Genomic DNA, 14278 nt, shown 5'->3' with positions numbered 1-14278 from the left:
CCCTTATGAATCGATGCGGATCAGGTCTTGGACATGATGAAGCGGGCGCTCGTACCGTGAGAACGTGAGCGACAGTTACCTCTACGCAGCAGCCAGAACGCCCTTCGGCAAGTTCTCGGGGGCCCTCGCCGACGTCCGGCCCGACGACCTCGCCGCGGTGGCTGTCACCGGGGCCCTGGCCAAGACCCCCGCGCTCGACCCGGCGGAGATCGACGACGTCGTCTGGGGGAACGCCAACGGCGCGGGCGAGGACAACCGCAACGTCGGCAGGATGGCCGTACTCCTCGCGGGACTGCCCACCTCGGTCCCCGCCACGACCGTCAACCGGCTGTGCGGCTCCTCCCTGGACGCCGCCCTCATCGCCTCCCGCGCCATCGAGACCGGCGACGCGGACATCGTGCTCACCGGCGGGGTCGAGTCGATGACCAGGGCGCCCTGGGTCCTGCCCAAACCCTCGCGCGCGTTCCCCGCCGGGGACGCGACCGCCGTGTCCACCACGCTCGGGTGGCGGCTGGTCAACCAGCGCATGCCGAAGGAGTGGACCGTCTCCCTGGGCGAGGCGAACGAGCAGCTCGCCGACCGCTTCTCCATCGCCCGGGACCGGCAGGACGAGTTCGCCGCCCGCTCCCACAACCTCGCCGACGACGCCTGGAACGAGGGCTTCTACGACGACCTGGTGGTGCCCGTCGTCACGGACGCCAAGGGCACGACCGTCACGCGGGACGAGGGGATCCGCCCCGGTTCGACCGCCGGGAAGCTGGCCGGACTCAAGCCCGTCTTCCGCCCCGACGGCGTCATCACGGCCGGCAACGCCTCCCCGCTGAGCGACGGCGCCTCGGCGGTCCTGCTCGGCTCGGGCGAGGCCGCCGCCCGCATCGGCACCGACCCCGTCGCCCGCATCGCCGGCCGGGGCGTGTCCGCGCTGGACCCGCAGATGTTCGGATACGCCCCCGTGGAGGCGGCGAACCGGGCGCTGAAGAGGGCCGGGATCACCTGGTCCGACGTCGCCGCCGTCGAGCTCAACGAGGCCTTCGCCGTCCAGTCGCTGGCCTGCGTCGACGCCTGGGGCGTCGACCCGGGGACCGTCAACGCCAAGGGCGGCGCGATCGCGCTCGGCCACCCTCTGGGCGCCTCCGGGGGCAGGATCCTGGGCACCCTCGCCCACCGGCTCCGGGAGTCGGGACAGCGGTGGGGCGTCGCCGCCCTCTGCATCGGAGTCGGCCAGGCGCTCGCCGTGGTCCTGGAGAACGTCTCGGGAGACGACCGATGACCACCCTGCTGTGCGACCACGCCGACGAGGCGGTGGCCGGGACCGGGGACGGCTCGACCGTGCTCGTCGGAGGATTCGGCATGGCCGGCATGCCGGTCGACCTGATCGACGCCCTCATACGCCAGGGCGCCAAGGACCTCACCGTCGTCTCCAACAACGCCGGCAACGGCGACACCGGACTCGCCGCGCTGCTCGCCAAGGGGCGGGTCCGCAAGGTGATCTGCTCCTTCCCGCGCCAGGCGGACTCGTGGGTGTTCGACGACCTCTACCGCGCGGGCCGGATCGAACTCGAGGTGGTCCCCCAGGGCAACCTCGCGGAGCGGATGAGGGCGGCCGGGGCCGGCATCGGAGCCTTCTTCTGCCCCACCGGCGTCGGCACCCTCCTCACGGAGGGCAAGGAGACCCGCGAGATCGACGGCCGCACCCACGTGCTGGAGTACCCGATCAAGGGAGACGTCGCGCTGATCGGCGCCCACCGCGCCGACCGCATGGGCAACCTCGTCTACCGCAGGACCGCCCGCAACTTCGGCCCGGTCATGGCCACCGCCGCGACCACGGTGATCGCGCAGGTCCGCGAGATCGTCGAGACCGGCGCCATCGATCCCGAAACCGTCGTGACCCCCGGAATCTACGTCGACCGTGTGGTGAAGGAGGCCGACCCCGCATGACCACGACCCGGGTGACGAGGACGAGCGGCCAGGGTGGGGCGAGCGATCAGGGTGGGACGAGCGGCCAGGGTGGGACGAGCGGCCAGGGCGGGACGCGCGATCAGGGCGGGACGCGCGATCAGGGCGGGGCGAGAGACCAGGGCGGGACGAGCCGTCAGGGCCCGCTGGGCAAGCAGGACATGGCCGCCCTCGTGGCGCGCGACATCCCCCGGGGGGCCTTCGTCAACCTGGGCATCGGGCAGCCGACCCTCGTCGCCGACCACCTGCCCGCCGACTCCGGCGTGGTCCTGCACACCGAGAACGGCATGCTCAACATGGGGCCCGCGGCGAAGGAGGGCGAGGCCGACCCCGACCTGACGAACGCGGGCAAGGTCCCGGTGACCGAACTGCCCGGAGCCGCCTACTTCCACCACGCCGACTCGTTCGCGATGATGCGCGGCGGTCACCTGGACATCTGCGTCATGGGCGCGTTCCAGGTCTCGGCCACCGGCGACCTCGCCAACTGGCACACGGGAGCACCCGACGCCGTCCCCGCCGTCGGCGGGGCCATGGACCTGGCGATCGGTGCCAAGAAGGTGTTCGTGATGATGACGCTCTTCACGAAGAGCGGCGTCCCCAAGCTGGTGCCCGACTGCACCTACCCGCTCACCGGGCTGCGCTGCGTCGACCGCGTCTACACGGACCTCGCGGTCCTCGACATCACCCCTGAAGGGCTCAGGGTCAGCCAGACCTTCGGCACCACGGTGGACGAGCTCGCCGGCCGCCTGGACGTGCCGCTGCTCGCCCCGAAGGCGTAGGCACGGGCGAGGACCGGGCACGAGGGCCCACCGCCCGCGCCCGGTTCCCGCGGCCCGCTCCCCACCTGGCACGATTGCCTCCGAACGGCCCACCCGCACCGGTTCTTGCCCGCGTTCGGGGGCAACTCGTCGAGCACGAGGGCCGGTCACGACCTCGAGCGGCCCGGAAACGTGACCGGTCCCGGAAGTCCCGAAGAAGGGCGAACGAAGTGAAGATCGTAGTGGACGACCTCTCCGGCCCGGAGATCGCCGCATTCCTCGAAGAGCACGTCCGGCAGATGCGGTCCATCACACCACCGGAAAGCAAGCACGCCCTCGATCTCGACGCGCTCCGCAAGCCCGGGATCACGTTCTGGTCGGTCATCGACGTCGACACCCTGGTGGGCTGTGGTGCGATCAAGAGGCTGGACGCGGGCCACGCGGAGCTGAAGTCGATGCGCACCACCCCGACGCGCAAGCGGAGCGGAATCGCGTCCCTGCTGCTGAGGCACATCCTCACCGAGGCCGAGCGCGCCGGGTTCACGCGGCTGAGCCTGGAGACCGGTTCGGCCGACTTCTTCCTGCCCGCCAGGAACCTGTACGAGAAGTTCGGGTTCGCCCCCTGCGAGCCGTTCGCGGACTACCGGCCCGACCCGAGCAGCACGTTCATGACGAGGACGCTTTGAGGACTCCGGCGCATCGGCCCCGGCGACCGCTCCCCGCGCCCGGACTCCGTCGTCGGGCACGAGTCCCTGGGACCCGGCACGCGAAGAACGACGTATCGACCGTCGGCACCCTCCCCGTAGGACGCGGCCTTCAGTAGCATCGGACCCCGGGGGAGCACGGCTCGGCACGGCCGCGCGGGCCGTCGTTCCGTACTCCTGGAAAGGGAGCTGGCCGCGCTGCTCCAGTCGTCCGACGGGGCGGCCAAGCCGCGCTGCGTCGACCGCGTCTGCACGGACCCCGCGGTCTTCGACATCACCCCCTCGGGGAGTCAGGGTCGCCCAGACCTTCGGCACCACGGTGGGCGAGTTCGTCGGCCCCTCGACGTGCCGCCGCCCGCCCCGGAAGCGTGGGACACGGGATGACGGCCTCCCTGATGGCCTGCCCGCGGACCGCGGGCAGGCCATCAGCATGTTCTCGGCTCCCGCCTCAGACGCGCCGGGACCGGACGACCAGGGCCGTGCCCCCGGCCACCGCGAGGACCGCCGCACCGCCGAGCACCGCGGCCTGCTGGCCCGCACCCGTCTCGGCGAGGCCGGGGCGCGACCCGTGCGCGGCCTGCAGGACCAGGTCGGTGACGTCACCCGGGTTGGTCTCCAGTACGGCGTGCGGGGCGTCGACCTCGACGGTGGTCGAGCCCGCCCGCTCGGCCATGAAGCGCAGGTTCTCGGTACCGATCGTGCGGTCGTCGGTGGCCACGAGGGACCAGGAGGGGATCGTCTTCCACGCGGCCCCCTTGCTCGGCTGGCCGCTCGTGGCCGCGTTCGCGGGCCGCTGCGAGGCGGCCAGGGCGTTCGCCCGGGCGGCGTCGAGCCGGTCGCTCAGGAAGACGTCGCTGAAGGCGTCCGGCTTGATGTACAGGTCGGTCTCCTCGGTGCCGCCGCCGAGCGGCACCGCGTCCAGCGCGGTGGGGACGGGGGCCCCGGGGTCGTCCGTCAGGTGGCTGCCGGGGTGCCGGGCGATCAGTTCCAGCACCGTCTCGCCCTGGTCCGGGGCGAACCCCGCGACGTAGACGAGGGACCTGACGTTCGGGTTCCCGGCCGCCGCGTTGGTGATCACGGCACCGCCGTAGGAGTGGCCGACGAGGACGACGGGGCCCTTGATCGACTTCAGTCGGTCGGCGAGGTAGTCGGCGTCGCCGGAGAGGCTGCGCAGCGGGTTCGAGGCGGCGACCACCGGATAGTCCTGGGCCTGGAGGCTCCGCATGACCTCGTTCCAGCACGAGGCGTCCGCCCAGGCACCGTGCACCAGCACGATGGTCGGCTTGGCGCCCTCACGGGGTTCACCGCCGCCGGCGCTTTCGGAGGCCGCGGACGGGCCGGCGGCCATCAGGGCGGCGGTGGGAAGGAGGACGGCCAGGGGGAGTGCCCGCCGGGCGGCGTGCCGTATGTGCTTCATGACCACTCTTTCTCCGAGGGGAATGTCCAAGGGGAACGTCCGGGAGAACGTCCGGTGGAGTGACTGCATGACGACACTGCGTTCCGCCGACCGGCGGGGCACCACGGGGTGGTCCGGTTGAGTGAAGATCGTGCCGGCGGGTGTGAGCGCTTCCCGGCGCAGGCGCGGCCGTCCAGAACGCGGCCCGGGCACCCTCGGCGGAGGCCGGAGCGGGGCCGGAGCGCAGTCGGGCGGTGGCGGCCGGCACCGCCGCGAGGATGCGCGCGGCCTCCGGGGCGATGGCCGCGAGTGAAGTTCCCCCGCGATGCCGGGCACTCGATGCTTACGCCGCGAGGGCGTGTCCTTGTCCGTGTCGCTGTCGGATCTCCTGCGGGGTGAGGTATCCCCCGGCGGGATGCTTCCGCAGGCGCCTCCGGTGGTAGAAGATCTCGATGAAGGCGAGGATCCCGGCCCGGGCGGTGGCCCGGTCGGGCCGGCGGCGGGTGGTCCTCCGCCCGTGGAACGGCAGCGCTCCAGGAACCAACTCCTGGCCGCCCGAGCACGAGCAGCCGCTGCTCCTCGCGGTGCGATGCGGTGAGGGTCCTTTCCGTGAGACCTGCGTCTTCACCCCGGAAGGCGAGCGAAAGCGGCCCGGGGCCCTTTGCCCGCACCGGGCCTGCTGCGAAAGCGGAGTTGTCGGACTGGACGTGCCCCGCGCAGGTACCGCTTCATGTCAGGCTCCCAAGGACCGCCGCCCCTGGGGACTGTCGGCTGCGATCGGGAGACCGCGCAGGGTCAGCGCAGCCGGCGGAGGCAGTGGTTGGCCGGCCGCGTCGGCGCGGAACGACTGGAGCAGGTAGGCCACCAGGCGCCGGGACGCTGCACCGTCACCCGGCAGGGCGGTCACCAGACCGCAGTGTGCCAACAGGACCACGGCGAGGTCGGAAGGGTGGAAATCGGCCCGCAGCGCGCCCGACGCCTGAGCCCTGCGTACCAGGGTCGTGAAGTCCCGCTCGGCTTGTTCCCGGGCCCGCGCGTGTTCTGACGTGCTTTCCGGGAAGGCTGCGACGAACGCGGCCGGGAACCCTCGTTCCTCCCGTTGGAGTTCGCAGACCGTCTCGACCAGCTGCTGGAAGCCCTGCCATGGGTCAGGGGCGGCCAGAGCCTCGGTGAGAGCCCGCGCACAGGTCTCCATCTGCTGCGCGAACGCGCCCCGCACCAAGGCGTCCCGGGTCGGGAAATGCCGGTACAGCGTCGCTACGCCGACCCCGGCCCGGCGGGCCACGGTCGCCATCGGGGCGTCGATCCCGTGCTCGGCGAAGACCGCGCGGGCGGCGACGAGGACGCGCTCCCGGTTGCGCCGGGCGTCCGCCCGTACCCCGTCCCGGGCTGTGATCCGAGAGGATTCCGCCATCACTGTCTCTCGCTTCCGGTCCAAGCGGACGATTGCGTCCACTTGAGAGCTTACGGTCGATGCCAGATCCCTGTACGGCCACCGGCGGCAAAGGCGGAACGATGAACGACCGCATGATGAAGGCAGTGCTCTACGACCGCTACGGCGGCCCCGATGTGCTCTACGTGGACCGGGTGCCACGCCCCGAGCCGGCCCCCGGCGAGGTCCTCGTGAAGGTGCGCGCGTTCAGCGTCAACAGCGGCGAACTGGCAGCCCGGGCCGGCCGTCTCCGTCTCTTCACCGGCCGGAAGTTCCCCCAGCGCGTCGGCTTGGACTTCACCGGCGAGGTCACCGCACTGGGTGCCGGAGCAACGCGGTTCGCGGTCGGCGACCGCATATGGGGGGTCCTGGGCCGCACCTCCGGGTTCGGCAGTGCCGCCGAGTACGTGACCGTGCCCGCCGAGCGGGTCGGCCGGGTCCCCGACGGACTGGACCTGGTGGACGCCGCCGCACTGCCGGTGGCCACCACGGCCGTCACCGCGCTGCGGGACAAAGCCGGGCTGCGCCCCGGCGAACGACTGCTCGTACGGGGCGCGGCGGGCGGCGTCGGCAACGCCGCCGTCCAGCTCGGACGGGCGTACGGCGCCGAGGTCACGGCCCTCGCCCGCGCCGCCAACGTCGACTTCGTCCGCGGGCTCGGCGCGCACCGGGCTCTCGACCACCGGACCGTCCGGCCGGCGGACCTGGGCCGCTTCGACGTGGTTCTGGACACCGCGGGGACCGACCTGCGGGCCTTCCGGCGCCTGCTGAATCCCGACGGGCGGATGGTCACCATCGCCTTCGACCTGAAACGGCCCGCTGCGTCGCTCGGCTACCTCGCGGCCAGCACGGTCCACGGACACGGCCGGGTGCGCTTCTTCAGCGGCAACCCCACGCAGGAGCACTTCGACGACCTCGCCCGCCACGTGGTCGAGGGGAAGCTGAGCCCGGCGGTGGACACGGTCTTCCCTCTGGAGGAGACAGCAGCGGCACACCGGGCGCTGGAGGCAGGTGGCGTTCGGGGCAAGTACGTGGTCAGGGTCGCGTAGAAACCCGGCCGGTGTGGACGGGTGCGCGACCCGCGGCCGCCCTCGACGAGCTGTCCGGCGAAACTCATCGTGTACTCCTCCTGTGGAAAGCGCGGGCTGCGGCCACCCCGCTCTGCGACAGGTGTCCGCTGCCGGTCCGCGGTTCCGCATCATGCGGGTCTGTTCCAAGCTCCTCCTCGACGAGCCCGCGCAGTTCCTCTCGCCCGTGAGAGTCGGGAACGTGCGGTGCCCACTGGAATCCCCAACGCCTCAGCGGCCGCCGCGTACCCCAGACCTGGCCAGACGACCAGAGTGAAGACCTCGCGCTCGGTCCGCTTCAGGCGGTGCAGCGCTCGGGCCGCGGCGGCCAGCCGTTGAACGTCGGCCATCTGCCCGACCACCTCGTCCGAAAAGTCAGGCACCGCTTCCGGCGGCGGTAAACGGGACATCGCCTCCCGATGCCGACGTGCCGTCCGGGCGGTGTTGCGCATCACGTTGGTCGCGATGCCCAACAGCCACGCCCGGACGCTCCTGACTTCCTCACGCAGCTTGTCGCGCAGCCGCCAGGCCTCCAGAAAGGTGAGTGACATGACGTCCTCGGCGAGGGCCCAGTCACCCGTCGTCCGGATCGCATGGGCATACACGACGCGCGCGTGCTCGTCGAAGATCTCGGCGAACGCCGCCCGATCGCCGGACCGGACCCGTTCATGCAAGAGGAAGTCCACACCAACAAGTGTCCGCACAGCTGCACCGGTTCCACTTCTTCTGACGTGGCGAGGGCCCTCGGTGATCATGCACGGAGGCATCCCGGACCGTGGCAGGATCACGGCATGTCGACCCGAAAGGCCGAGGCCGCGTAGGCGTCCACAGGAGAGGCTGCACGCAGAGCGACGGATCGGGGAGCTGAGACATGGTCGCCTTCCACTCCTCCGCGCTGGACGGAGTCGCCGCCGTCCCGGCCCTCCCCACACCGCTGCTGCTGCGGCTGATCGCCCTCGACGGCGGGGGCACGGCCCGCCCTTCCAGGCCCCTCCACCGACCGGGGCTGCCCGAGCCGGCGGTGGCGGTGATCCTCACCCACCCGGTCCTGAGCACGCGGGTCCAGTTCGCGACGAGCGGCCAGGCGGAGCCCGAGCAGCGGGCCCGGCTCGCGGACGACTCCTCGCCCAAGGTGCGGGCCACCGTCGCGAACGGGCCCGAATGGACCCGCGATCCCCGGACGAAGGGGACGAGGCCGGGGTACCCGAGGTGTCCGGCTCGGCCGGATCGGGCGAGCGGCCGAGGTCGCCGGTGCGGTGGTCCTCCTCGTCTCCGGGCAGAGCAGCTTCGTCCTCGGGGCCAACCTGTACGTCGACGGCGGTGAGAACCAGATCCGACCTCTCCGGCGGCAGCCGCCGCGTGTTCGCCGGCGTCGTCGTCCCGAGCGAGCGCCGGTGTGAACTCCGTTGCCCCGAATCCGCGTTGCGCGGCGAAGGGAGCGCCGCCGTACGAACCGGTGGGCAGCGGACCGGAGGGATTCACCGGAGCGTGCAACCGGTGAGGGCCACGGCCGCAGCCGTGCCGCCGCCCTTCGCGGCGGCGGCCGACCGGGGAGAGCGGGCCGCCGCTCCCCACACCCTGAACGCCCTGACGGCTCCCGCTCCTGCGAACAGGAGAGGGAGCCGTCCAGATGGGTCCGGAGGCGTACGCCTCCGAAGGGTCATGCGTGACGGCGCGAGCTCCGGTTGCCGACGATGACGCGGTAGAGGGCGAGCAGGATGAGGGAGCCGACGATCGCGGCGATCCAGGTGGAGAGTTCGAAGAACCCGTCGACGGAGTCGACACCGAAGATGACCTTGCCGAGCCAGCCGCCGAGCAGACCGCCGGCGATGCCGATGAGCATGGTGATGATGATGCCGCCCGGGTCCTTGCCCGGCATCAGGGCCTTGGCGATGGCGCCGGCGAGCAGGCCGATGATGATCCACGCAATGATGCCCATGGTGTGTCTCCGCTTCGTCGTGTAAAGGCTGTGTTAGCTCATCGTGTGCACCAATCTCGCCTGAACAAACGTCTCTTCCGCATCCCGGTTCTGTCGACGCCTGACCGGAGAGGGGCGATGCGACGCCGGAAGCCGCGTCCCGGGACGGGCTGCGGGCCGCGATGAGGATGCGAGGAAGAGAGGAACGGTGGCGTGCGGCGCCGGTTCGTCCGGGGCGCCCGGGAGGGGCCCGAGGGGTGGGCGGCCCTCACCACCGGGGCCGGACCCGCGTCATGCGTCGCAGCGGGACTCCCACGCGTCCTCCCCGAAGGCCGGGTGACCGGAGGCCAGGGAGCCTTGTCCGCGAGGTGTCCGTCCCGGCGTCGGCGTAGCCGGTCCCCGCTCTCCCTCACCGTGACCAGCAGCGCTGCGGGGGGCGGCGCAGCTCAGGAGGTCCGTGGGCCGGCCCGCGGGACAACTCGGCAACCGGAGTACGAAGGTGGGCGTGGCCCACCAGAGGCCGACCGATCCGATCCCGCGCCGCCGGCACCGTGCCCTCGTCAGGAGGCGGGGCCTGCCGCGCGGTGCAGGGCGATGGCCGCAACCGCGCACCCGCCTGCGGCCACTACGCCCGCGGTGGCGGTAGCGGCCAGGATGATCGCCGGTGAGGCGTCGGCCAGACGGGGGACCACGTTGAGAGGCGCGGCGGCGTACAGCGCGAGGAAGGCCCGGCCGCGCGGTGGCGTCGGGGCGAGCCGGAGGCGCGGACGCTCCGGCACGTGGCCGGTGACCATGGCCAGCCCGGCCGGGAGCAGGGTGAGGGAGAAGAGGATCAGGCCGATCCAGTACCAGGTCACGGCGACGCGGCATCCGGCACACCATCCCGGAGAAGACCGACAGCCAGGCCGCCCGCCTACGCAAAGGTTCACGCGGCGGACGACCACCCGGCTTCGACGAAGAGCGCTACAAGAAACGCAACACCGTCGAACGAGCGATCAACCGGCTCAAACAACACCGAGCCGTCGTGACCAGATACGACAAGCGCGGTTACGTCTTCCTCGGCACCGCAACAGCCGCAGCCCTCACTATCTGGCTCCGAACATGAGCGACCGGACAAGTCCGCCCGTCGGCCGTCCGGCCCGACTCGTTACCCCAAGGCACTTGACCTCAAGTCAAGTTGAGTTTCTACGTTCTTCCCATGACCACTTCGAGCAGCACCTCAGCCCCCTTCGCCCCCTCCCACGACGACGCCGGCCTCATCGCCCAGCCCATCGGATACTGGGCCAACGCGGCCGGCCAGGCCGTCGTCCAGAACATCCGGACCGCGCTCGGCGTCCTCGGCCTGACCCAGCCCGCCTGGTGGGTCCTGCACCACCTCAGCGAGCGCCCGCAGGGCTGGGGCCGCGCGGAACTGACCGAATTCCTCAGCTACTACCCGGGCCCCGACGATGACCTGCCCGGCGACATCGACAGCCTCGTCGCCCGGGGCCTGGTCTTTCAGAACGAGGACGGGCACCTGCTGCGGACCGAGTCGGGCGCGGAGCTGTACTCCCGTGCGGCGGCGCGGCAGTCGGAGCTGCGCCGCCAGGTACACGAGGGCATTCCGGACGAAGAGTACGCCCGCACCCTCAAGGTCCTCCAGCGCATGATCCACAACGTGAAGGGTGACGCGTGGCACCACTGATCCGGGCGGGCGGCCCCGGTTCACCGCTCGCGCCGCCCGGCCCCCCGGACCGGTGCCTGTCCAGCATGATCCGCCGGACAGGCCCTAGTCCTCCAGGGCCGGATGTGTGGGCTTGGGCCGGTCTATCGCACGCGTGCAAGGGCGGCTGCTGTACCGCCCTCCTGGGCGCTCTTACACCTGTGGCACCACGTACACAGGGCCTGTAGGTTGGCCATGCTGTGGTCATCACCGGGCACTATGTGGTCCACGCCCGTAGCCTCTGCCCCATACAGGCGTCCGTCAGAGAAAGACATCCGACACAAGCCCTTGTCCCTGCGCAGGACACGGCGTCGAAGGAGGGGCCAGTTCTTCGGAAGTCGGCTTCTACTGCTGTGACCGCATAGGTTCGCCGGTTCGTATGCCTTACAGGTTGTTCGCATAGAAGCTGACGAGTCGTTCGACGGCAGCGTCGACGTATGCGGGTTCGTCGTACATCTCGTAGTGGCCGGCGCCGTCGATCACTATGAGGTCGACGGGGTTGGGGGCCAGCTTCCACAGCTGCATGCCCATGTCGTAGGAGCCGGTGTTGCCGATGCGTCCGGCGAGAATGACCTGCAGGGGCTGGGTCATGAGCTGATCGGCCAGGTGGAACGCGTCGTAGCCCAGCAGGTGGGAGTCGCTGCGCAGGAGGCGCCGGTTCGTGGAGTGTTCGTTGCCGCCGCGCTCGGTGCGGTAGTAGGTGATGGCCTGAGTGGTGTCGATGTCGGTCAGGCCCGCTGCCGCGGCGTCCTCGAGGGTGTCGGGCAGCCAGTTCACGCGGGTCGTCTCGCCGGAGCGGGCCTCTTCGGTGCGTGCGTCCGCGAGGGCGTCGAGTGCTGCGGCCGGACCGTCGGGGGAGAAGCTGCGGAACGCGTTGCCGATGTTGACGGGGACGACCGTACCGACCGCCTTGATGCGGTGGTCCGTGCGGGCGGTGTGCACGGCGTAGCCGCCACCGGCGCAGATGCCGAGGACGCCGATGCGCTGCGGGTCGATGCCGGGGGTCGTGGTGAGCGCGTCGATGGCGTAGGAGATGTCCTCGCCTCGGCGGTAGGGGTCTTCGAGGTCGCGGGGCTCGCCCTCGCTCTGGCCCTGGTGGGCGGGGTCGAGGACAAGGGCGGCGATGCCGCGGGCGGCGAGACGGGAGGCGTAGTTGGCGCCGATCTGCTCCTTGACGCTGCTGCCGGGGGTGGAGAGCACCACGGCGGGCAGCGGTGCGCTGCTGTCGGCGTTGTCGGGCAGGTGGAGGTTCGCGGCGAGGTTGATGGGGCCGCGCGGGATCGTGAGGTGCTGGATCATGCCTGGCTTCCTTCGTGAGATTGTTGTTCCATAGGAGTCCAGTACAAAACAATATCTTGTACGATCTGAAACTAATACGAAACTGTATCACCTGGATGGAGGGTCGATGTCAGTCGATGGGGCGCAGCTGTGGACGCTGAACCAGCGGCTGCTGGCAGTCGTGATGGATGCCTGCACGGAGGAGCTGGCCGAGCTCGGGTTGGAGACGAAGGAGTTCTTCGTCCTGGCCGAGGTGGAGGCATCGCCGTACCCGGCCGAGATCGCGACTGCGCTGCTGCTGCCCAAGGCGAGCGTGACGGTCTACGTTCGCAACCTCGTCGCCAAGGGCTTCATCCGCCGCGAGATCGACGAGGCGGACCTGCGGCGTCATCGGCTCGTGCTGACCGGCGAGGGCTCGCAAGCACGCGATCGAGCACTTGCAGCTCTCGCGGCGGAGTACGACCGCAGGTTGGCGAGGGTCACCCCCCAGGACCGCGTCGAGCTGCAACGCATCCTCAAAGCGATGCTCGCCTCGCCCGCGTCAGGCCGTATGCGCGAGTGATTCGTCTGTCCGGTGCTCTGCTGCACGTTCGGGCCGCGACCGCATGGATTCGTCAGATCGTTCAGGTTGCGACGGCAAGGGACGTCCGCCCCAGCGGATGCCCTTCTCGCTTCGGACGCGGGCACGTTCGCGACGCTGCGCCGCGAGGATGTCGGGGTGGCGGGTGTTGGTGTTTCGCCAGCGCAGGTAGGCGTGCAGGGCCCGGGTGTGCACGCTGTGGTTGCGGTGGTTGGAGTTGGCGATCGTGAACTGCCGCAGTGGCCCGAAATGGGCTTCGATCGGGTTGGCCCACGAGGCGTAGGTCGGGGTGAAGCACAGCTCGACACGGTTCTTCTTCGCCCAGCGACGGATCTTGTCGCCCTTGTGGGCGGACAGGTTGTCCAGGATGACGTAGATCGGGGCGCCGTCCGGGCGCGCGGCCCGACCTCAGTGCGGCCAGGGTGTTCACCGCACCCTTCTTGCGGCGGTTGACGCCCCACAGCCGGTCGTCGCCGACGGAATACAGTACCGCCAACCCGGTGAACCAATCCGGTCACAGCACTAGGGAACTCACCGCCGCCCGGCTGGCCCTGGCCCAGCTGCCGAAACAGTACCGGCGGGGACGGCAGACACTGATCCGCACCGACTCCGGCGGCGGCACCCACGCCTTCGTCGCCTGGCTCGCGCAGCGCGGCAGGTGGCTGTCGTACTCGGTCGGCATGACCATCACCGACGCCATCCATCAGGCCGTCCTGAAGGTGCCGGCCCCGGCCTGGACGCCGGCCGTGGAACCGGACGGCGGCATCCGCGACGGCGCCCGGGTCGCGGAGATCGACGCCGGCAGCGACTGCGTGACCGGCCGGCCGAAGGGCATGCGGCTGATCGTGCGTAAGGAACGGCCGCACCCCGGAGCCCAGTTGCGCTTCACCGACGCCGACGGTCATCGGCTGACCTGCTTCGCCACCAACACGGGCGGCGAGGCGATCGCCGCCCTGGAACTGCGCCACCGGCAGCGGGCCCGGGCCGAGGGCCGCATCCGAGCCGCCCGGCCCACCGGTCTGCGCAACCTGCCCCTGCACGACACCGCGCAGAACCAGGCGTGGCTGGAGATCGTCCAGATCGCCCTGGACCTGCTGGCCTGGATGCCGATGCTCGCCCTGACCGGCCAGGCCCGTCTCTGGGAACCGCGCCGCCTGTGGTTCCGCCTGTTCTCCGCAGCGGCCCGGCTCGTCACCACCGGCCGCCGCCGCATCCTTCGTATCGCCGGGCACTGGCCCTGGACCTGAGTGGATCACGGACGCACCACGCTGGGCCGTGGGGACCCTCGGCTTCGCTCCGGATCCTCTGACCGGGCAGGTGGTGGTCCCGCACCCGGCGACAGTGCGTCGACTGCTCGCCGGGCTGGACGGCGACGCGCTGGATGCTGCGATAGGCGCCTTCCTGTCCGCACGGACAGCCCGCACCCGGGAGCCGGACACGCTGCGGCCGATCGCGGTGGACGGCAGGACCGTCCGCGGCTCACGCAC

Annotated in this window: 14 protein-coding genes and 3 pseudogenes; 9 read left to right on the top strand and 8 right to left on the bottom strand. The window is 71.0% G+C overall.

Features of this window, described 5'->3' with window-relative positions; genetic code table 11:
* Nucleotides 1–64: 64 nt before the first annotated feature.
* The 4 genes from ORI94_RS26295 to ORI94_RS26280 all read left to right on the top strand — a co-directional run bounded on the left by ORI94_RS26295 (nucleotide 65) and on the right by ORI94_RS26280 (nucleotide 3400).
* Nucleotides 65–1270: a thiolase family protein gene (locus tag ORI94_RS26295; protein ID WP_266080024.1), complete on the top strand. Its 1206-nt coding sequence runs from the start codon at nucleotides 65–67 to the stop codon at nucleotides 1268–1270.
* Nucleotides 1267–1938: a 3-oxoacid CoA-transferase subunit A gene (locus tag ORI94_RS26290; RefSeq protein ID WP_266080022.1), complete on the top strand. Its 672-nt coding sequence runs from the start codon at nucleotides 1267–1269 to the stop codon at nucleotides 1936–1938. Before ORI94_RS26295 ends, ORI94_RS26290 begins: the two co-directional genes overlap by 4 nt.
* A 179-nt stretch (nucleotides 1939–2117) precedes the next feature.
* Nucleotides 2118–2735 (top strand): 3-oxoacid CoA-transferase subunit B, encoded by a 618-nt coding sequence (locus ORI94_RS26285; RefSeq protein WP_266080212.1) that lies wholly within the window; start codon nucleotides 2118–2120, stop codon nucleotides 2733–2735.
* A gap of 209 nt (nucleotides 2736–2944) precedes the next feature.
* A complete protein-coding gene (locus tag ORI94_RS26280; protein ID WP_266080020.1) occupies nucleotides 2945–3400 on the top strand; it encodes a GNAT family N-acetyltransferase in 456 nt (151 codons plus the stop codon).
* 466 nt (nucleotides 3401–3866) lie between these two features.
* Here ORI94_RS26280 and ORI94_RS26275 read toward each other — a convergent pair whose 3' ends face one another.
* Both ORI94_RS26275 and ORI94_RS26270 read right to left on the bottom strand, forming a co-directional pair.
* Nucleotides 3867–4835: an alpha/beta fold hydrolase gene (locus ORI94_RS26275; protein ID WP_266080018.1), complete on the bottom strand. Its 969-nt coding sequence runs from the start codon at nucleotides 4833–4835 to the stop codon at nucleotides 3867–3869.
* Between the two features lie 712 nt (nucleotides 4836–5547).
* A complete protein-coding gene (locus tag ORI94_RS26270; protein WP_266080016.1) occupies nucleotides 5548–6228 on the bottom strand; it encodes a TetR/AcrR family transcriptional regulator in 681 nt (226 codons plus the stop codon).
* A gap of 101 nt (nucleotides 6229–6329) precedes the next feature.
* On the opposite strand from ORI94_RS26270, the gene ORI94_RS26265 reads away from it, so the two are divergent.
* Complete coding sequence (locus tag ORI94_RS26265; RefSeq protein WP_266080014.1) at nucleotides 6330–7295, top strand: NAD(P)-dependent alcohol dehydrogenase; 966 nt, start codon at nucleotides 6330–6332, stop codon at nucleotides 7293–7295.
* Between the two features lie 64 nt (nucleotides 7296–7359).
* On the opposite strand, the pseudogene ORI94_RS26260 reads toward ORI94_RS26265, so the two are convergent.
* Nucleotides 7360–7999: pseudogene (locus ORI94_RS26260) on the bottom strand (RNA polymerase sigma factor).
* 570 nt (nucleotides 8000–8569) lie between these two features.
* Between ORI94_RS26260 and ORI94_RS35615 the strand changes: the two are divergent.
* The gene (locus ORI94_RS35615; protein ID WP_416237901.1) at nucleotides 8570–8713 is read left to right on the top strand and encodes a hypothetical protein; all 144 of its coding nucleotides are present in this window, start codon (nucleotides 8570–8572) and stop codon (nucleotides 8711–8713) included.
* A gap of 260 nt (nucleotides 8714–8973) precedes the next feature.
* On the opposite strand, the gene ORI94_RS26250 is transcribed toward ORI94_RS35615, so the two are convergent.
* Nucleotides 8974–9252: a GlsB/YeaQ/YmgE family stress response membrane protein gene (locus ORI94_RS26250; protein WP_266080012.1), complete on the bottom strand. Its 279-nt coding sequence runs from the start codon at nucleotides 9250–9252 to the stop codon at nucleotides 8974–8976.
* A 539-nt stretch (nucleotides 9253–9791) separates the two neighbouring features.
* Complete coding sequence (locus ORI94_RS26245) at nucleotides 9792–10088, bottom strand: hypothetical protein (protein WP_266080010.1); 297 nt, start codon at nucleotides 10086–10088, stop codon at nucleotides 9792–9794.
* A 341-nt stretch (nucleotides 10089–10429) separates the two neighbouring features.
* Here ORI94_RS26245 and ORI94_RS26235 point away from each other — a divergent pair, with 341 nt between their 5' ends.
* The gene (locus tag ORI94_RS26235) at nucleotides 10430–10915 is read left to right on the top strand and encodes a MarR family winged helix-turn-helix transcriptional regulator (protein ID WP_266080008.1); all 486 of its coding nucleotides are present in this window, start codon (nucleotides 10430–10432) and stop codon (nucleotides 10913–10915) included.
* Between the two features lie 122 nt (nucleotides 10916–11037).
* On the opposite strand, the gene ORI94_RS35610 is transcribed toward ORI94_RS26235, so the two are convergent.
* A complete protein-coding gene (locus ORI94_RS35610; protein ID WP_416237900.1) occupies nucleotides 11038–11130 on the bottom strand; it encodes a hypothetical protein in 93 nt (30 codons plus the stop codon).
* 187 nt (nucleotides 11131–11317) lie between these two features.
* Complete coding sequence (locus ORI94_RS26230) at nucleotides 11318–12253, bottom strand: alpha/beta hydrolase (RefSeq protein ID WP_266080210.1); 936 nt, start codon at nucleotides 12251–12253, stop codon at nucleotides 11318–11320.
* Nucleotides 12254–12338: 85 nt separating this feature from the next.
* On the opposite strand from ORI94_RS26230, the gene ORI94_RS26225 reads away from it, so the two are divergent.
* On the top strand, nucleotides 12339–12773 hold the full coding sequence (locus tag ORI94_RS26225; protein WP_266080007.1) for a MarR family winged helix-turn-helix transcriptional regulator: 435 nt from the start codon (nucleotides 12339–12341) through the stop codon (nucleotides 12771–12773).
* Here ORI94_RS26225 and ORI94_RS26220 read toward each other — a convergent pair.
* Nucleotides 12753–13275, bottom strand: a pseudogene (locus ORI94_RS26220) (transposase); the annotation flags it as partial. The gene ORI94_RS26225 and the pseudogene ORI94_RS26220 sit on opposite strands and share 21 nt — an antisense overlap.
* A 49-nt stretch (nucleotides 13276–13324) precedes the next feature.
* Between ORI94_RS26220 and ORI94_RS26215 the strand changes: the two are divergent.
* Nucleotides 13325–14038 (top strand): annotated as a pseudogene (locus ORI94_RS26215) (transposase); the annotation flags it as partial.
* Nucleotides 14039–14278 lie beyond the last annotated feature (240 nt).

Source organism: Streptomyces sp. NEAU-W12 (genome assembly GCF_026242095.1).
GTDB lineage: Bacteria > Actinomycetota > Actinomycetes > Streptomycetales > Streptomycetaceae > Streptomyces.
The sequence above is the reverse complement of the archived record's forward strand: the minus strand, read 5'-3'. Positions and strand labels throughout refer to the sequence as shown.